The sequence below is a fragment of the Nitrosomonas marina genome (assembly GCF_900111605.1).
Taxonomy (GTDB): Bacteria; Pseudomonadota; Gammaproteobacteria; order Burkholderiales; family Nitrosomonadaceae; genus Nitrosomonas; species Nitrosomonas marina_A.
Genome location: NZ_FOIA01000016.1, coordinates 38,860 through 62,462, shown reverse-complemented (window position 1 = coordinate 62,462; position 23,603 = coordinate 38,860). Strand labels below are relative to the sequence as shown.

Sequence of the window (23,603 nt, the reverse complement as noted above, 5' to 3'; positions counted from 1 at the left end):
GTTTTTCACTATAAAGTACACTGATTATGAAGCCAGAAACAAAGACTGACGTGAAAACGCAAACAAAGCCGCAAGAGAAGTTTACTGTTGAGGAAGTGGGCTGGCGGTTTGACAACAGCTATGCAAGGCTGCCGGAACCGTTTTATGTCCGTATTTCACCCGTTCCGGTACGTGCGCCGCGTGTGGCTATCCTAAATCATGCGCTGGCCGAGTCCCTTGGGTTGAATTTTCAAATATTGTCCGAGCAGGATGCCGCGCATTTATTTTCCGGGAATGTATTACCGCAGACTGCAGAACCGATTGCACAGGCTTATGCCGGTCACCAGTTTGGCAGTTTTACCATGCTCGGCGACGGGCGGGCGATATTGATGGGCGAGCACGTGACGCCGGCGGGTGACAGGCTGGATGTTCAGTTTAAAGGTTCCGGGCATACGCCATTTTCACGGCGAGGCGATGGCCGGGCGGCGCTGGGACCAATGTTGCGTGAATATATCATCAGCGAGGCAATGCATTCACTGGGTATACCAAGTACGCGCAGCCTGGCTGTCGTGACCACGGGGGAGACGGTGTTGCGGGAGTTGCCGCTGCCTGGCGCGGTCCTGACTCGCATCGCAGCGAGTCATATACGGGTAGGCACTTTCGAATATGCTGCAAGGCTCAAAGATGGGGTGCATGTCAAAACACTGGCTGATTACGCTATCCGGCGCCATTATCCTGATCTGCTCGAAACCGTTAATCCATATCTGGCGCTGTTGCACCGGGTGATTGACCGTCAGGCATCGCTGGTGGCGCAGTGGTTACTGGTCGGTTTTATTCACGGGGTGATGAATACGGATAATATGGCTATCAGTGGCGAGACAATTGATTATGGTCCGTGCGCCTTTATGGATGAATACGATCCGTACACTGTGTTCAGCTCGATCGATGATCATGGCCGCTACGGTTATCATAATCAGTCACGCGCGGCGCAATGGAATCTTGCACGATTTGCGGAAACATTGCTGCCACTGCTGGATTCGGCGCAGGACAAGGCGTTGACGCTGGCGGAAGAAGCGGTACATGCTTTTCCTGATATTTTCCAGCAATACTGGTTAAATGGCATGCGAAAGAAGCTGGGACTAATGAATGAGGAAGCGAGCGATGTTGAATTGATTGAAGCGCTGCTGACGTGTATGCACCAGCATCATGCCGATTATACCAATACCTTCCGCTCGCTGGCTGCGGAACGGCTTCCTGACGATGCACTTTTTCAAGATTCTGCTTTTATTGCATGGCATGCACAGTGGCAGGCGCGCCTGGCGCGCCAGCCTGAATCCAGAGCAGTCGCGTTTAACGTAATGCAAGCCAGTAATCCTGCCTTGCTGCCGCGCAATCATCGGGTTGAGGCGGCGCTGACCGCGGCGTCAGATCATGGCGATTACGACGAAATGCAATGTTTGCTGGCGGCTGTATCCGATCCTTATATCGATGCGCCGGAATATAATGAGTACCGTACGCCACCAACAGCTTCCGAACGTGTGCGGCAGACTTTCTGCGGTACATAACTTGAATGACGAATATTTCATAACGAATGCGCTGTTGAAGTAACTGGCAATTGCAGTTTCGTTCTGAATTGTTTTGCTATTTTGGCTGCAACTTTGGTTGTGCGATCTGCGCGATGTTCAGGCCCAGTTGCAACAGCTCATTCCATGTGTCGGCGCTGCTTTCAACGGCGACACCTTTATTGATACGGTCGATCTTTGCCGCATGAACCAGGCTTTGCCTGAGTCGTGCGGCCGGAATGCGTCTGGCGGCTGATAACAGCAGGTTTTGCCGGTTACCCCAGATACGTGCCGACCTGAACAGCCGGTCAGGCGGCAGTCCCTGGTCCAGCCCTGTTCTCAGTACAATCAATTGGCGGATCTGTCCGGCCAGTGTGGCGAGAATGAGTGGCGGAGCCGTACCTTCACCCTGTAAGCCAGACAGAATACGTGCATAGCGCACGGGTTCGAAGGCGGTCATGGCTTCAGTTAACTGATAGAGATCGTACCGGGCAACATTCAGGACGGCATTCTTAACCTGGTCAAAGGTCAGCTGACCGGGTGGATAGAGCAGTGCCAGCTTTTGTATTTCCTGATGCGCAGCCAGCAGGTTGCCCTCGACGTTGCCGGCGATGAAACCGAGCGTTTCTGTATCAACAGTGTGCTGTTGCTTACCGAGGCGCTGTTTGATCCAAGCCGGTAGCTGTGCCTGCCCGATTGTTTGAATCGGAAGGACGATGCCGGCGTTTTCTGCTGCCTTGAACCACTGCGTGGATTGACTCTGCTTATCCAGTTTGGGCAGAGTAATCAGTGTCACTGTATCCTGCGGTAGCGATTGACAATAAGATTCGATTGCTTTTCCACCTTCCTTGCCGGGTTTGCCAGATGGTATACGCAGATCAATGAACTGACGGTCGCCGAATAATGATGGGCTGCTGCTTGCAGTAAAGAGATCTGGCCAGCGGAAGTGCTGGTCGACGGAAAATAACACGTATTCACTGAAACCCTGCTGGCGCGCATGCTGCCGGATCAGATCGGCAGTTTCAATGAGGAGCAGCATTTCATCGCCGGTAATTACATATAACGATGCAAGTTGCTGCGACAGTTGCCGGTTAAGCTGCTCCTGGTTTATACGCATTTCTTACATTTATTGAATAGATGCAGCTTCGGGTTTGAATCTGGATTTTTGCAAGGTCGACAATCGCCAGATTATCTGCTGCACGGCATCAGCCTGCATATCCTGATACAGCATTTGCTCTTCGGCTTCTTTGGCCAGAATCTGTGCATCCAGAAATGGTAATATGCGTAACAATGTAATCGTGTTTTCCGGTACGATTTCGTTTCCTTTGCTGTCAATCAGCCGCGTGGTTATTCTGAAAATCAATTCAAATTCACGCACCCGTCCCCCACCTGATAACGACAGAATTCTCCGCTCGTTGTTTGCGTTGAGGACTTGAAGCACGGCCTCGGCGTTATCAACTGAGTCGACTATTTTTGTCGTTGTGGTGGCGTCTATGGCACGCCTCAGGTCTGATCCGATGGTGTGACCCGGTGGTGCGGCAATGTATAATGTTTCGAAAGGCAGCGAAGAAATCTGTCCACGAAGTTTGAAACCACAAGCGGTCAGGGTAAACAGAATCGCAAGTCCGATCAGCCAGTACCTGAGCGTCGGATTTGTAGATTGAACAGCATTCATGAGCGTTAAGTCTTTGGACAAGGTAAAAATCAGTATCACGAAATTCTACCGCATTTGTGCCATATTGTACGTAAGTGCAGTATGCTGGACTGAATGATTTTAATAGTCTGGACACTTGAACGGCATACTGTTGATGTGTGTGACATAACTTGAATAAACTTCGACAGGCGCAGGACAGGCGAAGATTAAGCGCAGAAACAATTCTGTTTGAGATTGTCCGGGTGCTCTGGCATTGATCGGGCCTGTATTGAATCGAGGAGGAATGATGATGAGTATGACGATGGCCGGGGATGCGCGTGTACGCGAGCGCCGCAGGGCCGTTCCTTTTTTCTGTGCATACCATATGGGGCTCAAGCCCGGCAGACGGATGAATGAACGGCGATCAGAGACGACGCGATGGCGACCTGCTTACGTGGATTGTTACGCAGGTCATTTAATGCTGTGTGTGATCGCGATTCTTTTATTGAGTATTGGCGACGCGATGTTTACGCTACAGATTCTCGCCCTCGGCGGGGAGGAGCTGAATTGGTTTATGGCGGTTCTGATCGATGAAAGCGTCACTAAATTCGTTGCTGTTAAAATGGCGCTGACTGCGCTTGCACTGATTATGCTGGTGATACATCATAATGTAAGAATTATTTATACAATGCGGGTGAGGCATGTAAAATATGCCATTCTGGCGGGCTACAGTGCTTTAATAGGCTACGAGCTGTGTTTGCTCAATCTGGCTGGAAAGTTGTAGTGCTGGCAGTGGTTAAAATTGACTGTTTTGATTAACACTGATTATATTCAAGGATAAATATGGCGGATAGTGAACAGAAAGTAATCATCGATAATACTGAATATGCTTTGTCATCGTTGAGCCAGGAGGCCAAGACCCAAATTACAAACTTGCGCGTTGTTGAAAATGAAATAGCGCAATTAAAAGCAAAACTGGCAATTGCGAGTACGGCAAAGATTGCATATCAGCATGCTTTGAAGAACGCATTGCCAGTCGAAACGCATTGATTATTCCGATAAAGGGTTTTCGGGTGTGAAATAAGCGGCGATTCGTTTCAGATCCTCGAGTACCAGCGTGCCTGCAGTGAAATTGAGCCGCAGGTACGCAAGCAGAAAATTATATTTGGCTTCCGCCAGATCGATCTGGCTGTTAAAAAGCTGTTGCTGCGCATCCAGTAAATCCAGATTGATGCGGATTCCACCCTGTATGCTTTTCTCAGTGGCATTAACAAGCAGTTTTGCTGACTTAACTGCCAGTTCCAGTGATTTGATACGTTTGACGCTGCTTAAGACCAATTGATACTGCTTACGCAATTCAACGAGCACACTGTCGACGGCGGCATCCAGTTCGGCTTCCGCCCGTGCAAAATTGGCCTTTGCCTGGTCGGTGGTGGCCATGACACGCCCGCCAGCATATAACGGCAAATTGACTTCAACGCCGATAGACGCTAATTCAACGTTCTGATTTGATGTAACAAAGGATGCAGCTTTGTTTCTGCTAAGACTCGCGACAAGGTCTACGCGTGGCGTGTGTCCGGCGTAACTTTTGCGAATTTCCTCTTTACTCGATTGAAGTGCATGCCGCTGGGTGACGAGCTCTGCATTGCGATCCAGCGCCAGAGAACGCCAATCATCAAAATTGGGCAAATGAACCATTTCTGCTTGAAAAACATTCGACAGATGGTGCAATTGTGATATTTCGAGGCCAATGATGGATTCCAGTCTTAGCTGTGCGACATCCATCTCGTCCTGGGCCTCGATCAGCTGCGCTTCTGCCAGTGCATGCCTGGATTGGGTTTCCAGTACATCGGTTGTCGTACCTTCACCTTTGAGCAGCATGTGTTCGTTGACACGTTTCAGTTCTGCGAGAGAATCGAGCTGCGCTTGCGCAAGTCGTACCTGGTGTTGCGCTAGTAATGCAGAGAAATATGCTTCAGAGAGCCTGATAACCAGTTCCTGACTTTGTCCGGTAAAGCGAGCGCGGCTGGTATTGGCCTGAGCTTTTCCCTGACGGTAGCTGGCGACGGCTTCCATGTTTAATATAGGCTGTCGTAACGATAATGCACTAACCTGACTGTGAAAATTCAGAGCAGATTGCGGTTGTCCAGTCAGCTGGCGTGTTCCCGTATTCTCGCTGTCTGTATGGGTTATCGATAAATTCGGCAGCAGACCAGCCCGGCCGATTTTTTCAGCCTGTTGTCCGGCTTCGTTTTCATAGACGGCTGCACGAAAAAGGGGGTCATTCTCCAGCGCCGCTTCATAGGCATCCAGCAGGCTCAGCGCCTGCACGGAACTGACCATGACGGAAAGTATAAAAAACGATGAGGCGATTTTGAAGTAAATGCGGATCGGGGTCATTTATTCTTCACTCATGGATGCATGGAGGCGATCAAGAATGGGCTTGAACAGATAATTCATCAAAGAACGCTCGCCTGTCTTTACAAAAATGTCCACCGGCATGCCTGCACGTACCTGGTGTTGTGTGAGCAGCTGCATACCCTCCTGCGTTACTTGAACTTTCAATTGATAATAGGGCTCGTCAGTGCGTTCATCGGTCAGCCTGTCTGCTGATACCTGCAGTACTTCGCCGGGAATATTGGGTGTTTTGTTTTGGTTGAAAGCTGAAAAAATCAGATCGACATGCAGCCCGGGATGTACCTTGTCGATCAGGTGAACAGGCACCCGGCCGGTTATCATGAGCGGATCGTCTCTTGGCACGATATCCATTAGACGAAATCCCGGTGAGATGACACCGCCCTCGGTGAATACATTTATGCCGACCACGGTTCCATCTACTGGCGCTTTGACCAGAACATTGGCCAGTTCAAACTCCTGTCCGATTAGCTGATTGCTGAGTGCATCCACTTCACGCTGTATATCAGCCAGTTGTTGACGTACTTCCTTTTGCTGTTCCTGAAAACGATGTATCCGGCGCTGCTTTAACTCGGCAATCTGACTTTGAATGCGTCCGATTTCACCGGTTTCTGCTGAAATTTCACCGTTTAGCTGAACATGAGTACGTTCCAGATCGAGTACCCGGTTACGCGGCACAAAACCGTCTTTGGCCAGTTCGCGCAGGCTGTCGAGTTGTTCTTTTAAAAAGACCAGCTGTTGTTTTTTGCTTGCAAGGGAAGACTGCAGACCCTGGAGTTGTATGGTCAGGCCCGCAATATTTTCGTCAAGTGCTGCGATTTCATGCTGCATGGCAAGCTGTCTGGATTTGAACAGCTGGTTCTGTGCCATCATGCTGTTTCTGACGCGCAGATTGTCCTGGGACTCCAGCAGGTCCGCCGGGTATTCAATGGTGTTTTTCTCATCGCGTTCGGCAATCAGGCGTGCTTCGACTACGCGTGCCGTGATCAGCTGGGCGCGTGTAATTTCCGCTTGTGCCTTGACTTGCACATCGTTCATGCGGACCAGAATCTGCCCGGCTTCGACATGGTCACCTTCCTTGACGAAGATCTGATCGATGATGCCGCCGGTGCGATGTTGTACAGCCTTGCGATTGGTGTCCACTGTTACCGTGCCACTCAATGGTACTCCTTTATCCAGCGGCGCAAAGAATGCCCACAGGACAAAACCGCCTACGCCGGCCAGTACAATCCACCAGCCGATCCGGGCATGAACGGTTTCATCAGTTTTGACCTGGTACGCCTGATTATCCGGCCCAATACCGGTATCAATGGCATTATTTTCTGTCTGCAGCTTCATATTTTTTCCTGTTGTATACACGTCATTGCTTCAATACCAATTCCTGCTGTTTGGGTTCAGTTGTTCTCATCCACGACGTTGACAGTTGTAACTGGTTTCTGCTGTATCTCTGAAGCCTGCGGTTGCTGTTTTTGTTGCGGTGGTGGTACCCCCTGTTGTTTCTGGTGTTGTTTTTTCAACTCCTCCAGCACAAGTTTGGTCGGTCCAAATAATTTCGCTGCACCCTCGTGCAAGAGCAGCAATTTGTCGGTAACACTAATGATACTGGTACGATGAGTGATCAGAACAATTGTTTTGCCACGCTTGCGTAAATCAATCAGCGCATTGAGTAACGCCTGCTCACCAACGTCATCAAGATTGGAATTAGGCTCGTCCAGTACAATCAGGGCCGGATCATCATACATGGCGCGCGCCAGACCCAGGCGCTGCTTCTGGCCGCCGGAGAGTCCCGCGCCACCGTCGCCGAGTTTGGTGTCATAGCCTTCCGGCATGTTCAGGATCATTTGATGAACACCAGCGCGCTGAGCAGCCATAATCACCTTGTCCGAGTCAACTTCGCTAAAGCGGGCGATATTTTCCGAGACAGTGCCGCTGAACAGCTCGATGTCCTGTGGAAGATAACCGATATTTGGTCCCAGTTCCTCTTTGTTCCACAGGTAGACATCGGCACCGTCCAAGCGTACTTTGCCGGCCGCTGCCGGCCATACACCGACTAGCAGCCGTGCGAGTGTGGATTTTCCAGAACCGCTGGGCCCGATAATTCCCAGAACTTCCCCAGCCGCTATAGACAGGCTCAGGTTTTTAATCACCGGCACGCGTGATCCCGGTGGCGCGGCTGTGACATTTTCTACAGTGATGGCGCCGGTGGGTTTGGGAAGCGACATGCCTTGTTCGCGGATAGGGTTGTGTTCCAGCAGTTTCGTCAAACGGTCGTAAGCGCTGCGTGTGCTGCCGAACTGTTTCCACACACTGATCAACAACTGGACCGGCGCGATCGCTCGACCCATTAATATCGACGCGGCAATCATCATGCCGGGTGAGATTTGATTTTCCAGTACAAGCAATGCGCCCAGTCCCAGCATCAGTGACTGCAGCGCTACGGTGGTTGACTTGGATATTGCAGTGACAACACCAGATTTTTCGCTGGCATCTGCCTGAAGATTAAGGAACCGGTTATGGAACTGATCCCAGCGTGACTGGAGATTGGGCAACATGCCCATGGCTTCGATGACTTCTGCGTTGCGCAGATTATTGGATGCCAGATTGGTTGATGCTACCGCCATGGTATTGGCTTCATCCAGCGGTTTCCGGGAGATTTTTTCATTTACATAAGCCAGTATGATCAATACTGTGGTTCCGCACAGCGCAAAAATACCCAGCCAGGGGTGAAACATGAAGATGACAAAAATGTATATCGGGAACCAGGGCGCGTCGAAAAATGCAAATAGAGCATTTCCGGTCATGAACTGACGGATACTCGTTAAATCTTTTAAAGCCTGTCCGGCATTGCCCCCTCCTTGTCTTAGGCTTTGTTCGAAAGCGGCCGTGTATACCCGTTTGTTTAATTTCATGTCAAGCTTGGCACCGACACGGATCAAGACGAAACTGCGAACGTACTCGAGCGCCCCCAAAAAAATATAGGCCCCGATTACGATTAAAGTCAGCATCAGTAATGTCATTTCATTGCGGCTGGTCAGTACGCTGTCGTAAAGCTGCAGCATATAAATCGCCGGCATGAGCATCAGGGCATTTATCACGGCGCTGAAGACGCCGATGGTATTAAAGGCCTTCTTGAAGCTGGCCAGAACTTCCATGATTTCATTCTGGGGAACTTTAATTATTGGTTTCATTCATTTACGATTATGTGTATTCAATACAAGCTGCATGTTGAATCAGCGTGTGACTGTTTATTTTGGAATCAGTTTTGTCTCGATGGCATATCTTCATCTGACAGAATAAACGGTCCGGGCTGGAATTGAAGATCCTGTTGTATCCTAATACTGTCAAACACCAGATTCCGATTCATGCGGTCCGCCATTGCCGGAGTCCAATGCCGGTATTGCGGCAGCCAGTTCAGTATGGATATGGTTAATTGAAACAGCCAGCGGGGTATTTTGATGAAACGGGGTTTAATAGCCAGTGCTGAAAAAATTCGCCTGATCATTTCCCGGTATGTCAATGTTTCACCACCAGTCAGATTATATGTACGATTTTTGATATTTAAAGTATTAAGTGCAAGTATACATGCTGTCGCTACATCTTTTGCATGAATAGGCTGCCTTTGGCCAATTGCAGCGCCTAATAGTGGAAAGAAGCGATAGCGAAGAATAAACCGTGCTATTACGGAAATATTTTTGTCGCTACCCATGCCGTATATCAACGTCGGTCGCAGAATAATCCATTCAATGTGTTGTTCATCGGCCCAGCGCCTGAGTGCCTGTTCGGCGTCGGCAAGCCGTTGCGCGATGGCATGTTCGTGTGCATCATTCGAATTTATTTTACTCAAGCGGCTCGTTGAGGAGAGTACCACAATTCTTTGTGCTCCTTGCGTGCGTAGCAATGAAAAATGTTCCGGTAATGTCCAGATCGGCGCAGCGCAGATCCACAAGGGCGGGCCTTTCTTGGATTGAGCGTGTTTTGCATTTGCAGTGTTCAATTGTTGCCAGTGTATTTGGCCTGTCGCGCGGTCAGGTGGTACCGGTTTGCGGGTAAAAGCGGTAATCCGCCATTGATCGCAGGCCAGTTGCTGCAGGATACATGTACCAACGAGGCTGGTGGCACCAAGTAGGCCGACATGCCTATGATCCATGTTTGGACCTAAAAAATTTTGCAGAATTGTAAATGGTATAGTACAGCACCGTCAACGAAAAACGCAGCCAGACGCCAGCGGCGACCAGGCCCATTAATATACCGGGATACTGCTGTCCAAAAAATTTTTTGTAAAAATAAACCATGCCTTTATGTTTGTGCCAGGCCACAAAAAAAGGTCGCGATTGACTGCATGTACCCTGATAGTGAACGATCTTTGCATCCGGAACAAACATGATTTTCCAGCCGCGCTGCCTGAATCGCATACACCAGTCCAGATCCTCGCAATGTAAAAAATATCGTTCGTCCCATTTGCCAACTGACTGAATGGCATGGCGCCGCACCAGCATCGCAGCGCCTGAGATGGCTTCCACTGCAACAGGGCCGTCAGGAAGCGGTTGCTTGTATAAGTGAAAATCGGGGAACAATCGGGGCCAGCGTGTGCTTAGATGATACAGGCCTGAGGCGCGTACAAAAGCACGCCATGGCGTGGGTATTTTACGACGTCCGCCGCCCTGTTCAGTGCCGTCCGGATTGACCAGATATCCACCGACCATGCCGGTTTCCGGGTCGGATTCGAGTACCCGCAGCATACGGATTAATGACCGTTGCTCAAGTTTGCAATCTGGATTCAGAAACAGAACATAGGGTTCATCAGATGCGTCCAGACCAATGTTGCAACCAGCGGAAAACCCCAGATTGGTATTGTTGCGTATTATATTGAGTCGAGGCTCATTCCGGAACCGGGTGACCAGAGTCGACAGGCTTGAATCGGTTGATGCGTTGTCAACGATAACAATCGAGTCGACTGCTTTGAGTATTGTCGCAATACATTCTGTCAGCAGCGTGCCTGCGTTATAGTTGACAATGACAACCGAGACCGGGAGTCTCCCTGAATTGTCAAGATTGGCTGGATTGGTATGCTGTGCTGTCACTTACAAAAATGATTATGCGCTGCGGCATTAAAAATAGTATGCTGAATTGACCATATCAGTATTCTTACGCATTCACCGCCTGATCGACAGCTTCTCCGGAAAGCTGGTGATCCGTTAGAATTTCGTTGAGCTGACGTTCAGCGACGGAAAAAGAGAAATGTTTTTCTATATTGGCTTTACCGGAATTGGATAGACTCGTCCACAGCTGTTCATCATCGTATGCCCGGATAATTTGTCTGGCAAATTCTTCAGGCTCGTCAGCGATCAGAATATCGTTGTCGTGCTCGAGTTTCATGCCTTCCGCGGCCACGCTTGTGGCAACAACCGGTACGCCGTAGGTCATACTGGTATTGATCTTGCCTTTAACGCCGGCGCCGTATCGAAGTGGTGCGATAGACAGCCGGACGAGATCAAAAACCGGTTTGATGTCGGGTACGAAGCCTTTTATTACGATATGAGAGGATGCGTAGGCTGCAATGTTACCGGGTAGATGGGAACCGACGATCAGCAGTCTGATGTCAGGTTTTAATGCATGAAGCACCGGAAAAACCTCGTTTATAAAAAACTCCATGGCATCTACGTTTGGCAGATGCTCGAAGCCACCGATAAACAGAATGTCTTTTCTTTCCTGATAACCGAAAGTTGTGTCCTGATTTTGATGAATATTCGATAACAGCGCTACCGGAACGTCAGGCGCAACCTGTTTGAACAATTCGATTTCCACCGGGCTGACGAGTAATGTCCTGTCCGCTTTGCGTGCCGTTGTCAGTTCCTGCTGCTTGCGCATTCTGGCCGTAGCCAGCAGCAGTTTGTCCTGATTGAGATCAGCTTGCCGCTGCTCGCGTAAAAAATGAAGATCGACAGTATCAAACAAAATCATCGCATTCATGCAGTATGTTCGAGCAGCGTCGATATGTTTTTCCGCGATATTGACACGGCTAAGTAAAACCACATCGTATAGGTGTCCATGTGATTTGAGGTGGTCGGATACAGATTCCAGGTAAGGCCGATAAAAGCACTCAACGCCGTTCATTTGCATTTGCCGTGTATAAACATCGTGATAAGTGAGTTCGTTTGCGGCAATAAAACTCACCTTGTATCCTAAATTCTGGAAAACCCCCAGCAGATTGAACATGCGTAATGAGCCGGAATCGTTATCAGGCTTGAGAACAAGTGCGTCGATAATGAGTACCCGCTTTTTAACGCTGCGCTCTTTTTCGAACTGTGGGCTGTCACCGTTCGAGCGGTGAAATTTGAGCGTATCCTTCCAGCGGTTAAAGAATTTTTTGTGATTGACTACCTGATATTGCTTGGTACCCTTTGAAACATCGGTGCCGGAAGAAACGCCTTCAAAATGAACGACCAGTGCGCCGGGCTGATAGTAGACTTTTTTTCCGGCTTTTCTGACGCGAAACGCAAGGTCGGTGTCCTCGTAGTAAGCGGGCGCATAATATTCGTCAAAAGGACCGAGGTCAATCAGGTCCTGTCGCCGTATCATCAGGCATGCCCCTGAGCAGTAGTCGACCGCTCTGCAATAGGAATATTCGGGTTTGTCGGGATTGTCGTAGCGTCCATAGTTCCAGGCGGATGCATCCTGCCAGACGACGCCGCCAGCTTCCTGTAGTCTGCCGTCAGGATAAATGAGCTTGGCGCCGACCAGTCCAGCGTCGGGAAAGCGTCTGAATGTATGTGTTAATGCATCCAGCCAGCCTTGCGTAACAATCGTGTCATTATTTAACAGCACGATATACCGGCCTTTTGCCGCTTGAACACCTATATTGCTTGAGCGAATGAAGCCTTTGTTGTCGGCATTGCGAATCACTGTAATTCCGGTGACATTGTCGAGCATCTGGGGCGTGTCGTCGCTGGAGGCGTCATCTACGACGATCACCTCATATAAATTGCTGCCGCTGTTTTCATGAATCGATTTGAGACAGGTGAACGTGTACAGGGACTTGTTGTAGACCGGAATAATAATGGATATCTCCGGGTCGGTACTTTCCTGAAAACAAAGGAGATGATGCTGGCATGCTACGGAATAACAAATTTCAGGTATGTGCTTTGTTGGCGACGGCGAAAACAGTTTTTTGGCTATACGCTTGAGCAGCGCCTTTAAACCTTGTGTTTTCAGAATACTGAGTGCGACCGGAAAATACTTGAGTAAATGTATCACTGAACGTTTCTATGGTTATGGGTTAAGACGTATAAAAACAGTTTGGCTGTCAGCGACTGCGGCCAGTCAGCGAATTATTATAATTGAAATACGCTGGATTATTATACATTTATACTGAGAAATAAATGATTTGTGGTTATTTTATCATGTCTTTTATGATGATAGATTATCAACGCACAAGGCCGTGACCGTAGTAAAAATCGTCCAGTACAATTGAACGCAGCAGATCGAGCTCAGATTCGGAAGGGTTCTCGATGAACTGTAAAAACAATGTTTCCGCCAGGTGCGATGGAACCACAAAATTGTTCACTAAATTATTCCGGATTTTGATCGATTGTTGAATAAACTCGAGTATGCCGCGCCGGATTTCGGCGCGCGTTGCCGCAGATTGCCGCTCTTCATCCGATAGCAGACGAAACTCGGGGACAATTTCACCGGTTTCGGATGTCCGGTAACGGACAACCTGTGCATCATCCGCACTGAAAATTTTTTCCAAAGTAAAACTTTTTCTGTAGAGGACCGGTTCGGTCGCACTTGGTCTGGTGAAATGATAATAATAACCCTGGGTGATGACCTGATGTGTCTTGGCAACTTTTTCGGCTGTGTCAAGTGTGATCAGGTAATAGCCGTGAACTTTTTGTTGTAACAGCCGGTTTAAGTATCCCTGAGTTGTTGCTGCATAACCAACGTCGACAATGGCGTTCGGATTGTCCGCATTCAGGCCCGTGTTCTGCAGATAGGCCAGTAGTGCAGGCCGTTCCTGCATGGCCTGCTCAAGGATACGTTTCTCGAGGGCCTGCAACAGCGGTTTCAGATGGTCGATGTTTCCATTTTCCACGAAAACCTTTTTTTTATGTGGCCATAGTTTGCGCTTTGCGAGTGTTTCGCATTCTTCATCTGACAGAACGATGCCGTACCGCTCAAAAATGAAATCCGGCATGGGATTGGGTGCATAGTCTGTGCAGGCGATTTTATAAATGTCCTCTAGGTTTGTAATCATCGGGACGGTGATGGTCCGGCGCGAGAGTACGAGATATTCTGATGGAACCGCATGCCTGTCATCGGATGTCCACAAATCATAAGCTATCTTGAGTATCTGGCCTTCACGTGCGACAAAATAAAGGCGCTGCATTGCGTCGCCCGCGGCTTTTTTGGCCAGCCACTGCACAAAGGACAATATCAGCGGACCAGCGATTGTGAATCCGATTGACCAGGGTGATGCCGGGACGAACTCGGCCGGGTCGAAATCTGGATAAAACAAAGGCTGAAAATTTGCCTGAACAATTGCTCCCAGGGTTAACTGCGTATTCAGATCGTCCCGAAAGTCCGGATTGCAGGCGTTTTCAATAACCGGTTCAAAGCGTGGTGTCGCGCGTGCGAGTTCGACAGGCCGCATCACATGCGTAACTCTGAATTTGAAATCTCCGGGTTTTTGCACATCGGATTGTTCGTTGTCGCCAATGATCAGGATCTCGTGTGGAGACACATTTTCGTCCGCCAGCAACCGCTGGTAAAAATCGCCCGTATCCTTTCGCAACCCACTCTCGGACGACAGGTAAAACGCGTGCCATCCGCTGATGCCGCATTGTGCCAGCAGATTTTCAATAATCGGTTTGGGCAAATACATGTCGCTGGCAAGAATCACGCGCTTGCCGATGCTTTTGGCAAGCTGAAACAAGGCAATTGCTTCCGGACGCGGTGATACCGCAGAAGACTCGATAGTTTCTTCAAGTGTGCGTAGTTGCTCAATTACCTCCGCAGAAAGGCCCGACAAAGCTGACAACTCCCTGTAAATGGCGCCCAGGCCAACATCGCGCCCTGCTCCTTGACGCGCCTGGTTTTCAGCCATGACGCGAAACTCAAGATAACGTTCAGCCGCTTCACCTGACGCACGTTGAGCAATAATTTTTTTGATGTCCTCTGGATTTAATAACGGACGTGTCACTAAAGTATCAAAAATATCGAAAACCACTACGCGTACATCGGGGTGTCGTAGTGTGGTTTCGATGATTTCCTGTTGATATAACATATAACGGTCAATGCGCCAGCGCGACCAGCTCAGGGATTTTTTGTCCTGCAGAATAATGGTGCTAAATCCGGATTGCCGGGTTGTCAGGGCAAAAACGCGCTCGATGCAGTGCGCAAGCGTGGCATCGTTTTGACCGGCTTCCTCCGGAAAATCCTCAATGTTGAAACCTGCATTGAATAAGGGTTGAATTGCTTTGGACTGTGCCCAGAACATAGAGCCCGCCGGGAAATCGAAATAGCCGGAAGGAATTGGCGCGATGCCGAGTTTCCGGCATAACCGGTATCCAATGGTTTTGTTGGAGAGCCAGGTGTTTGCCCAATGCGGCAGGGCAGTGAAATTCTGCGGATAGAGCAGGCCGGCGTTCTGGTCTCCTGTCAACAGTGAAAAAATCTTCCGAATCTGTAGTTGGCTGCCCAGTAGATGATTGAGCAGGTATTCGCGCCAGCCATCGGCTTTGCCATCGCTATACAGTGATTTTTTGCTGTGAATATGGGCAATATAGTCATATTGCTGCAGTGTTTGGCCAAAAGTACAGAAAAAAGGCGCGATATCGCGTCCGCGATTTGGTACAACAGTGATGACCAGTTGTTTGAGCTGCGGTAAACGTGAAAAAATCCGCTGACATGTGTCTCTGTCCGTTTCATTGGCAGCCGAAACGAACAGGTCGTAGGGGTAAGGCATATTTTTCAGGAACATGGCAAATTCATTGGCCAGGTCCGCATAAAAAATATGCGCGTGGATCGCAATACGTCCGGAAGGTGGTGTCGCCAGCGGTTCAGTTTCCGAAATGTCGGTCAAGCCGGTCAGCGCTGTATTTGCATGAATCGGCATCGGGTTTTTGGCAAATTGCTGCTCGATGCGCCATAGCTCATAGTGCTCGGTACCGGCAAACAGGGAACCTGCAAAACGGTAAACGATTGCCACAACGCGCTGCCGCAATCGAGCAGGCAGGATTCTGTATATCTTTTTTGCGAACGGTAGCATTCTGCTGCGCAAGCCATTCCATGCTTCGCGGTATTGACCGTGAACGATACGCGACACAAATCTCAAAGGTGCCGTGATTTTCCAGGAAGTGGATTGTGTGAAACTGGTAATAACACCGGTCAAGTGCTTATTATGCGATTGCAGTGAATGAATCGAGTTTTGCAGTAATTGAATGAACTGAGTATTGGATTGTTTGTCATTCTCCAAATGGTCGACACGAATTTGTAACGTGTGAACCTGTGCTGTGCTGGCAGCGAGTTGCGTTGTCAACGATTCGGTTTTGTCTTCCCAGTACAAAACCATATCCTCCAGTTGTTCACCGGAAAACCGGGATTTCCATTTTTCATAGACCCTGCTGCGCGTTTTTCGCAGAAAAATCTTATCCAGGCCGCGACCCAGGCCCGAATCACCATAATTACGATAAACGGCGCTGATTTTGTCGATATGCACGATTTCACAGCAGAGCGAAATCTGAATCCAGAAGTCCCAGTCTTCAAATACATCCAGGTTTTCATCAAATGCACATTGATCGGAATCAACAAGTGACTTTTCAAACAATACGGCATGAATCGGCAAAAAATTTCTGCTCAAAAGCCTGTGATGATTGTAGGGTTCATTGAATTCGGTAACCTGGTCAAGCACATCATCGGTATAGTGTTCGACACGTACCCCAGCGTATGCGCACCGGGCATTCCGCCGGTTTTGTAATGCAGCAACCAGATTGTTGACATGTTCAGGATAGAAAAAGTCATCATCGTCCAGAAATATCAGGTATTTTCCCTTTGCTGTCTGCAGTCCCAGATTGGCGGCCCGGCTGCGGTGAAGTGGTTCGTCATTGGTTGTCACCCGTAATGGAAAACGTCCACACCATGGATCCAGTTTTTTGTGGCCGGTCCCTTTGGCGTTGACAATGACAATCTCGATATTGGGGTAGGTTTGCAGCGCAACCGAATCCAGTGTATCTGCCAGCGTGGACCGGTCCATGCTGCGTACGATTACGCTGACCAGCGGCAGGTCTTCCGTATCAATGGCCAGCCCCGATTTTTGTTGCCGGGTATGTTCGGATTGGAACAGGTTGAGCGGGTCACTGGCCAGCTCTGCAGTGCTGGTCAGAATGTAGGCTTCCGCTGCCGTTACTTCGGCCGCCAACGTGTAGGTCCGGTAACGGTTAAGTGCAGCAATATCCAGGTCGTAGCGCTGTTTGGCCAGTTGTGATGCGAAACAGCGCATGGCTTCCATTTTGCGGTCTGCCAGATCGCTGATGTCAAGCAGCAGGTTGGGTCGCACCGGCTGTCCGATTTCGTACATGGCCAGGTGTGCCGGGTGGTCGGATCGACGTACCGCTTCAATCGCGGCCATGCTCAGTGCGCGATGATCCGGATGGATTTCATAAACAGACGGTGCGTATATCAGCTCAGCATCAGTCTGCTGGATGGCAGCCAGAATGTCGGTGACCAGTTTCTCGCCATAACTGAGTTCGCGGTCCTGATAGTGCCAGAAAACGGGGTTGCCGTAGCCCAGAATGGCTGCTGCAACCTGGCTCTCCTGCTGACGCTGATGAATATAGCTGGATTTTTCAGTATCATCGACGCCGTGGGCGCCATTCGTGACGATAATGACCTGTATGAAGTCATGCCGTTCGACATGCCGCAAAATGGCGCCGCCGCATCCAAACACCTCGTCATCAGGGTGGGGTGCCAAAACCAAAATGCGATTACCGGAAATATTTCTGACGGCCTGGAAGGGAATAAGTAAATTTTCCAATGATCTAGTTGAGAAGATACGGTGGTTTGTTGTTTTTAGTGCGTGTCTGGCGAATAGCCCTGCCACTGCCAATAATATACCAAATCCGGCCTGGAATTGGGCGCGGATAAACGTGCATAGTAGGTTTTCTCGCGCAGCCTTTTGAATAACGCCGTGCTGACTTCCGCCGTAGGGCCGCTGCCAAACAAACCGATAGCCGGTATGAACTGCGGCCTTGTGCCCAGTTCCAGAAGCCAGGCGTTACTTAATTCCGCCGGAACGGGAAAACTCAGTTTTTCATCGTGGCATGCAAGTGGTTCAATGTCAGGAACTACTGCAGGGGGCAATCGCTGATTGAGCCAGTTGGCGATCTGGAAGCCTGTTGTATGGGCAAGGTTCTTGTCCAGATAAGCAGGCCATCCCCGTGCGATCAGTTCATCTTTTGTGCTGGTATGTTCGTAATAGTGCAGGCAGCCCGCTGTTGGTTCCATATACACACGATATCCTGTTTTTTTCAGGCGATGCATGAGATCGCTGTCCTCCCAGTACATAAAAAAACGTTCGTCAAACAGGCCGCCGCATTGTTCGATCGCATCCCGGCGAAGCAGTACATGACCGCCGGATAATGCTTCCACGGTTATCGGTGCAGTGCAGGTCCATGATTGCAGCGCTTTTTTTCGGAAATCAAACGATGGGTAACTGGCCAGATATGGATGCAGTCTGGACACGGCTTCTTTATAAAAACCTGTGTTGGATGGGAATGTGCTGGGAGGCATAAAAAAGCGGCAATCGTCGTCCCAGTAAACTCGTGGGCCGACAGCGCCTGCGTCCGGGTGTTTGATCAGGCAATCCGAGAGTCGTGATAAGGCGTCCGGCAGCAGCCGCGCATCCGGATTCAGCAGCAGTATGAATTTGCCGCTGGAACGGCTGTAGGCCTGATTGCAGGCCTGGGCGAAACCGGTATTGTGCTGGTTGATGATATAAGTGACTTCGTCGGGCAGATGTGCGCGCATGAAAGCATGCTCGGATTCACTCGTGCTGTTGTCAATCACGATTATCTCGGGTTTTTCAATGTTCGCCTGATCGATGACGGATGCAACAGCTTTAATCGCGAGACGGGAAGCGTGGTAGTTGACGAGAATGACCGAAATCATAGTTTTAAGCCTGGGCAGTAAGTGGTTGAGCGGTAGCAGTCTTAAATGACTGATCATCGCAATCATGTGCGATTGTGTGATCTGGCAGTAGAAATATAACTTCCAGAATATATACCCGGCAAGCGGCGCATTGTTAAAGAACGAGCCGATGGATGAACCGCTGTCTGCTGTTTTCCTGCTGTTTGCGCGAATCCGGTCAGCCGGGTCTATAGAGTTGCCGGGCAAAGTGTCTGCCATAGTTGCGTGCGGGGTTTTCCAGTATATTGTACATGACAGCGGCGATACAAAGAGTGCCCACGGTGGAACTTGTAAACAAAAGCATGCCGTCAAGTTGAAAATAGTGTTTCAATAAAGGCGGTATTGCATTGTGGAACAAATAAATACCATAACTGAGATTTCCCAGGGCGCTTGCCAGCTGTGAGAGAGGAGCACCGGCGCGGGCCGGGCTGAACAGCACGACGGCAGCGATGAGGATCCATTGATAACCCAGTGCGCATAACAGATTAAACTGACCATAGGTCAGGTCAGACATAGTGTCGCCGTGCGTAACAAAACCCTGTCCAAGCATGAATAGCAGGACCAGGCCTGCGGCGCCAAGAACCAGGCCCGGCAATTGGGCGCACTTTCTACTTATTTGAAATGCCAGTGTCCCCAGCAGGAACTCTGGAAGAATAGTTGGCAAATGATGGGAAAGTACCAGTTTTGCGTGCGAATCGGCTGGCAGGAATTGATGTGCCATGAGTCCGGTCAGAAGCGAAAACCCAAACAGGAATATCATGATAAAGGATGTGCTGCGTATTCTGAGAAACACACAAAAAGCGATAAGCATGTAGAACTCCATTTCTACAGGGAGAGACCAGAATGCAGGGTTGTAATAAAAAGCAATTTCTTTGGAAACAGCGGTATGAAGAAACAGGGCGTGCTGCAGAATAATGCTGTTATCCCAGGTTTTATGGGGCAATAGGGCGTAAAAAACAATCGCAGCCAAAAACAGCGGATAGATCCTGAAAACGCGCCTGGTGGCAAATGCCGCTGCATTTTCCCGGGCCGGTGCAAGCAGTGTTGGAGCAAAAACAAAACCGCTGATGACGAAAAAAAAATCGACTCCGGTATAGAAAAAATTCAACCAGCCACGCTCAGTCCCCTGTAGTATCACGGCATAATGACACAGCATGACCATAATGGCGGCGACGCCACGTAACAGTTCGATCGATATATTGATTCCCCGGGTTGGGCGAATGTCATTCATAAAGCAAGTATCGAGATTTCGGGCCGTTAGTCAGGCTCCTGCTAATGAAAATCAGTGTCCCCGCACATCAGCCACCAGTGCAGACGCTGTTCTTCAATCTTTCGCTTGTAATCGGGTGTCACATATACGCCGGATATTTCCTGTGCGGTTTCGGGTGCTGGCAGTTGTTGCAAAACTGCTGGGGTCATCCAGCTGAATAACCGCTTTCGGCCAGCGGCTTTAGTGATACGCAGCGCAGTGCTCAGCAGGATTGGCAGTATATCAGGCGGCCCAAGCAGGTCCATGAGTTCCATATCGGAACCGGCGCCATGGTCGCGTAGTGTAAAAATACCCACTGGTTTGCTTTTCCATCGTCTCGAAACGACATAGGTCGTATAGGTATGACTCGGATGCCGGTAGTAACGCCAGTTGAAGAAAGCGGCATCTTTCCGGGGTATCAGACAATCCGGAAGAGTCGATCGCATGATGTGCCAGAGCGCATTCACCGTGGCTGAATCGTGCGGACTCAGCGGTCTGGTTTTGAACCATGCGGATAAATAGGGACGAACGCGTTTGGCAGGCCAGATGGTTTCCAGAAACGTATCCGAGCGTGTGTACCATCCGGTTTTTTCGCCCAGCTTTGCATGCCGGTGTGAAGGGAAACCGAACGCAAAACGAAAAGGCTTGTCTGTGCCCGCCTGCTCGCTCAGAAAAGTATCGGCAGTCTGCATAAACGGACCTCTGCGTGTCAGAATGCCGCGCATTTGTGGCGCCACCATGACATCGCAGATTTGCACCGCCTTGATAGCTTTGTTATTGAGACAGAATGTACGGGGCATGCCGCCATAATAGGCAATGATCCCATCGTCGGTATAAGCCAGCATGCCGGGTTTGCTTTGCCAGGCATACTTCCATTGCCAGAGTCCGTCCGGCATGGGGCGGCCGAATGCAGATTTGAACAGTGCGAGCAGCGCGTCCTGGTCGTGCTGCGCAGCCCAGCGGCATTGCCATTTTTTGTCGCGCTGATCGCCTGTCAGTGTTTCCATGAAATCCGTCAAGGGTTGTCGTGTGGAAAGTGCGTGTCTTTTTCCCAGCGGTGGGCCAGTCTGAAGTACCCCTGCAAACGGCCTTCCTGGTCAACCTGAAAAGTTGCAATGGCTTTTGCGGACTCATAAATATGAATGCCGCGCTCGCACAATAGATGCACGCTGACAAAATATTCGCCTTTCAGCAGGGGCAGCTGATCGATCGTCAGGCAGATGCCGCCGGTGCCATCCTGTTGGCGGACCGGTGTGATATGGTCTTCCCAGGTTGCTGCGCTGGTGATGGTGCGCGCATCCATACTGTGGATGGTGATGGCGATGTTCGGGCATGGCAGCTCCGGGTCCGATAAAAATGTGATTTGAACCGACAGCGTGGACTGGCCGCTGATGATGGGCGTGCTTTTGTAATCCCGCCCGTCAGCCAGTATTCTGACTGTTTTGAGGCGGGCGCGCCCGGGTGAAAACTGAACGGGTTCTGCCGGTGGGGGCGTTTTCCCGGCTTGCGGTGTTATTGTGACGGTACCGCCGTTCTGGGTTGCCGCGCTTTTGTCCAGAAATGTCTGGTAATCAGCGACAACCCTGGCTGCTTCATCATCCGCCATCATTCTGCCCTGATCAATCCAGATGGCACGAGAACATAATGACTCGACCTGAAACATGGAATGCGAGCAGAACAAAATGGTTTTGCCGGCGTCGCGCAATTGCATGATGCGGTTGAAGGATTTGCGTGAGAACGCGCCGTCTCCGACAGACAAGGCCTCGTCAATGACCAGAATTTCAGGGTCTACGTTGATCGCAACTGAAAAAGCCAGGCGCACAAACATGCCGCTGGAATACGTTTTGACAGGCTGGTCGATAAAATCGTGGATGCCTGAAAAATCGATAATACGATCGATACGGTCTTCTATCTCCGACTGGCTCAGGCCCAGAATGGCTGCATTCATGTAAATGTTCTCACGCCCGGTAAATTCCGGGTTGAACCCGGCGCCGAGTTCCAGCAAAGCAGCAACGCGGCCTTCAACACTGATTTCTCCGCTGGTTGGCGTGAGTGTGCCGCAGATCAGCTGCAGCAATGTGGATTTGCCGGAGCCGTTCTGGCCTACAATACCGACAACCTCGCCGTGAGATACTGTCAGATCTATATTCTGCAGCGCCCACAATTCACGGTAATACTGCCGTCTGCCGCGCCATAAAAACTGTTTAAGCCGGTCGCGGGGGGTGTTGTACAGCTGGTAACATTTGGACAGGCCTGTTGCCTGTATCGCTGCTGCGATATTTTTTTCTGAAGCTGCCGGGCCGGAAGCAGCTTCTCTGCCGGTATCATAAGACATCGCCAAAACCTTTGCGGGTTTTCTGAAACCATGCCAGGCCACCCCACGCAACCAGAAAACCGATTGCATAATAAACGGCCATGCCTGCCCAGTCCGGTAATTGTCCGAACAGGATAACCGCGCGTGTCTGCTCAATGATAAATGTCAGCGGGTTCAGGAACAGATAGGCGCGGACTGATTCCGGCAGCGCGGAGGCAGGATAAAAAATGGGGCTCATAAATAACAGCATGGTCAGAACAAGACCGATGAATTGACTAATGTCGCGGACAAAAACGCCGATAGATGCAAGGAACCAGGACAGCCCCATTGTCAACAGTATGAAAGGGAATATGACAACAGGCAGCAGCAGGGCCGTCCAGAAAAGGGATTGACCGATACATAGTAGAAATGCAAACAGGACCAGAAAACTGATGCCAGTGTGAAAAAGCGCAGCGCCAAGGGTAATCCAGGGCAGAATTTCCAGCGGAAAAATAATGCGCTTGACATAATTGACATTGTTCAGAATCAGTGCAGGTGCGCGAGTCATGCATTCGGAGAATAAATTGAATATGATCAGGCCGGCAAACAGGACCATTGCAAATTCGAATCTGTTGTCTGTACCATCTGCAAGTTCCAGCCGTGCCTTGAATACCACGCTAAAGACAAATGTGTAAATGGCCAGCATTAGTAATGGCGTGACAAAAGACCAGAGCAGGCCGAGGATGGAGCCGCGGTAACGGCTGGTTATTTCGCGCCTGATCATTTGCAGCGCCAGTTGATAATGCTGCGTCAGGCATAGAAATATATCTGGAATTGTGATTTTTCTTCCGGGGTGCAAAAGATATATTGAACGGTAGAATTGAAAAAAACAATTATCGCAGATTTGAAACCGGGGTTCGCGGGTTTGTTGTTGCAGTTTTTTATTGCGGTATTATGTTAATACATGAAGTGTGAATGCATAAAAATTCAAATGCCACCGGGTGTTACTCTGAGAATAGGTTTAATAATTATTCTATATATCAAGTGGTTGTAATCGTTTTTGGGAAAAAACACAGTCAACGTACCGTGTGTGGCGGGCTGAATTGCCATCATTTCGGATTGTGCCGTAATTGTGATAGTTTGAATGATTGAAGTGACTCGTTCATTGTTATAACGCGTAATCAATAAATTAGTTTTGAAATATAAACTGCTTTCTAATTTGGTCGGCCTGTCAAATGATAATCAGTCGACGTTTGCCGGGTTGTTGTAAAGATGCAACAAGTAAAAATG

Annotated in this window: 17 protein-coding genes; 3 read left to right on the top strand and 14 right to left on the bottom strand. The window is 49.7% G+C overall.

Translation table 11 applies throughout. From position 1 onward, the window contains the following. Positions 1 to 26 precede the first annotated feature (26 nt). Positions 27 to 1,544, top strand: coding sequence for a protein adenylyltransferase SelO (locus BMY62_RS08770; RefSeq protein ID WP_090658718.1), 1,518 nt, complete (start codon positions 27 to 29; stop codon positions 1,542 to 1,544). 76 nt (positions 1,545 to 1,620) lie between these two features. On the opposite strand, the gene holA is transcribed toward BMY62_RS08770, so the two are convergent. Both holA and BMY62_RS08760 read right to left on the bottom strand, forming a co-directional pair. Continuing rightward, positions 1,621 to 2,658 carry a DNA polymerase III subunit delta gene (holA, locus tag BMY62_RS08765; RefSeq protein WP_090658716.1) on the bottom strand — a complete coding sequence of 346 codons (1,038 nt, stop codon included), beginning with the start codon at positions 2,656 to 2,658 and terminating at the stop codon, positions 1,621 to 1,623. Between the two features lie 9 nt (positions 2,659 to 2,667). Further along, positions 2,668 to 3,255, bottom strand: a complete 588-nt coding sequence (locus BMY62_RS08760) for an LPS-assembly lipoprotein LptE (protein WP_256207518.1) — start codon at positions 3,253 to 3,255, stop codon at positions 2,668 to 2,670. 229 nt (positions 3,256 to 3,484) lie between these two features. Here BMY62_RS08760 and BMY62_RS08755 point away from each other — a divergent pair, with 229 nt between their 5' ends. Next, positions 3,485 to 3,958, top strand: coding sequence for a DUF5658 family protein (locus tag BMY62_RS08755; protein WP_090658712.1), 474 nt, complete (start codon positions 3,485 to 3,487; stop codon positions 3,956 to 3,958). A 59-nt stretch (positions 3,959 to 4,017) separates the two neighbouring features. Then, complete coding sequence (locus tag BMY62_RS08750) at positions 4,018 to 4,224, top strand: DUF6447 family protein (RefSeq protein ID WP_090658710.1); 207 nt, start codon at positions 4,018 to 4,020, stop codon at positions 4,222 to 4,224. On the opposite strand, the gene BMY62_RS08745 is transcribed toward BMY62_RS08750, so the two are convergent. The 12 genes from BMY62_RS08745 to BMY62_RS08690 form a co-directional block, all read right to left on the bottom strand. Beyond that, positions 4,225 to 5,517: a TolC family outer membrane protein gene (locus BMY62_RS08745; RefSeq protein WP_090658765.1), complete on the bottom strand. Its 1,293-nt coding sequence runs from the start codon at positions 5,515 to 5,517 to the stop codon at positions 4,225 to 4,227. A 57-nt stretch (positions 5,518 to 5,574) separates the two neighbouring features. Continuing rightward, positions 5,575 to 6,927, bottom strand: coding sequence for an HlyD family type I secretion periplasmic adaptor subunit (locus tag BMY62_RS08740; RefSeq protein ID WP_090658708.1), 1,353 nt, complete (start codon positions 6,925 to 6,927; stop codon positions 5,575 to 5,577). Positions 6,928 to 6,983: 56 nt separating this feature from the next. Further along, positions 6,984 to 8,777: a type I secretion system permease/ATPase gene (locus BMY62_RS08735; protein WP_090658706.1), complete on the bottom strand. Its 1,794-nt coding sequence runs from the start codon at positions 8,775 to 8,777 to the stop codon at positions 6,984 to 6,986. A 68-nt stretch (positions 8,778 to 8,845) separates the two neighbouring features. Next, positions 8,846 to 9,736, bottom strand: a complete 891-nt coding sequence (locus BMY62_RS08730) for an NAD-dependent epimerase/dehydratase family protein (protein ID WP_090658704.1) — start codon at positions 9,734 to 9,736, stop codon at positions 8,846 to 8,848. Further along, positions 9,726 to 10,670 carry a glycosyltransferase family 2 protein gene (locus tag BMY62_RS08725; RefSeq protein WP_090658702.1) on the bottom strand — a complete coding sequence of 315 codons (945 nt, stop codon included), beginning with the start codon at positions 10,668 to 10,670 and terminating at the stop codon, positions 9,726 to 9,728. Before BMY62_RS08725 ends, BMY62_RS08730 begins: the two co-directional genes overlap by 11 nt. Before the next feature lie 64 nt (positions 10,671 to 10,734). Beyond that, complete coding sequence (locus tag BMY62_RS08720) at positions 10,735 to 12,843, bottom strand: glycosyltransferase (protein WP_090658700.1); 2,109 nt, start codon at positions 12,841 to 12,843, stop codon at positions 10,735 to 10,737. A 169-nt stretch (positions 12,844 to 13,012) separates the two neighbouring features. After that, positions 13,013 to 17,620 (bottom strand): rhamnan synthesis F family protein, encoded by a 4,608-nt coding sequence (locus BMY62_RS08715; protein ID WP_143058780.1) that lies wholly within the window; start codon positions 17,618 to 17,620, stop codon positions 13,013 to 13,015. Positions 17,621 to 17,655: 35 nt separating this feature from the next. Beyond that, positions 17,656 to 18,990: a glycosyltransferase family 2 protein gene (locus tag BMY62_RS08710; RefSeq protein ID WP_143058779.1), complete on the bottom strand. Its 1,335-nt coding sequence runs from the start codon at positions 18,988 to 18,990 to the stop codon at positions 17,656 to 17,658. After that, on the bottom strand, positions 18,950 to 20,002 hold the full coding sequence (locus BMY62_RS08705; protein WP_090658694.1) for an acyltransferase family protein: 1,053 nt from the start codon (positions 20,000 to 20,002) through the stop codon (positions 18,950 to 18,952). The genes BMY62_RS08710 and BMY62_RS08705 overlap by 41 nt, the downstream gene beginning before the upstream one ends. A 41-nt stretch (positions 20,003 to 20,043) precedes the next feature. Continuing rightward, a complete protein-coding gene (locus BMY62_RS08700) occupies positions 20,044 to 21,027 on the bottom strand; it encodes a GNAT family N-acetyltransferase (RefSeq protein ID WP_090658692.1) in 984 nt (327 codons plus the stop codon). A gap of 8 nt (positions 21,028 to 21,035) precedes the next feature. After that, positions 21,036 to 22,355, bottom strand: a complete 1,320-nt coding sequence (locus BMY62_RS08695) for an ABC transporter ATP-binding protein (protein ID WP_090658689.1) — start codon at positions 22,353 to 22,355, stop codon at positions 21,036 to 21,038. Continuing rightward, positions 22,345 to 23,097 (bottom strand): ABC transporter permease, encoded by a 753-nt coding sequence (locus BMY62_RS08690; RefSeq protein WP_090658687.1) that lies wholly within the window; start codon positions 23,095 to 23,097, stop codon positions 22,345 to 22,347. The genes BMY62_RS08695 and BMY62_RS08690 overlap by 11 nt, the downstream gene beginning before the upstream one ends. Positions 23,098 to 23,603 lie beyond the last annotated feature (506 nt).

Bases quoted from the DNA above. Each gene is read 5' to 3' on its own strand.
- BMY62_RS08770 (WP_090658718.1), top strand. From the start codon at position 27: ATGAAGCCAGAAACAAAGACTGACGTGAAAACGCAAACAAAGCCGCAA.
- holA (WP_090658716.1), bottom strand. From the start codon at position 2,658: ATGCGTATAAACCAGGAGCAGCTTAACCGGCAACTGTCGCAGCAACTT.
- BMY62_RS08755 (WP_090658712.1), top strand. From the start codon at position 3,485: ATGAGTATGACGATGGCCGGGGATGCGCGTGTACGCGAGCGCCGCAGG.
- BMY62_RS08750 (WP_090658710.1), top strand. From the start codon at position 4,018: ATGGCGGATAGTGAACAGAAAGTAATCATCGATAATACTGAATATGCT.
- BMY62_RS08745 (WP_090658765.1), bottom strand. From the start codon at position 5,517: ATGGTCAGTTCCGTGCAGGCGCTGAGCCTGCTGGATGCCTATGAAGCG.
- BMY62_RS08740 (WP_090658708.1), bottom strand. From the start codon at position 6,927: ATGAAGCTGCAGACAGAAAATAATGCCATTGATACCGGTATTGGGCCG.
- BMY62_RS08735 (WP_090658706.1), bottom strand. From the start codon at position 8,777: ATGAAACCAATAATTAAAGTTCCCCAGAATGAAATCATGGAAGTTCTG.
- BMY62_RS08730 (WP_090658704.1), bottom strand. From the start codon at position 9,736: ATGGATCATAGGCATGTCGGCCTACTTGGTGCCACCAGCCTCGTTGGT.
- BMY62_RS08710 (WP_143058779.1), bottom strand. From the start codon at position 18,990: ATGGCAGACACTTTGCCCGGCAACTCTATAGACCCGGCTGACCGGATT.
- BMY62_RS08705 (WP_090658694.1), bottom strand. From the start codon at position 20,002: ATGAATGACATTCGCCCAACCCGGGGAATCAATATATCGATCGAACTG.
- BMY62_RS08700 (WP_090658692.1), bottom strand. From the start codon at position 21,027: ATGGAAACACTGACAGGCGATCAGCGCGACAAAAAATGGCAATGCCGC.
- BMY62_RS08695 (WP_090658689.1), bottom strand. From the start codon at position 22,355: ATGTCTTATGATACCGGCAGAGAAGCTGCTTCCGGCCCGGCAGCTTCA.
- BMY62_RS08690 (WP_090658687.1), bottom strand. From the start codon at position 23,097: ATGATCAGGCGCGAAATAACCAGCCGTTACCGCGGCTCCATCCTCGGC.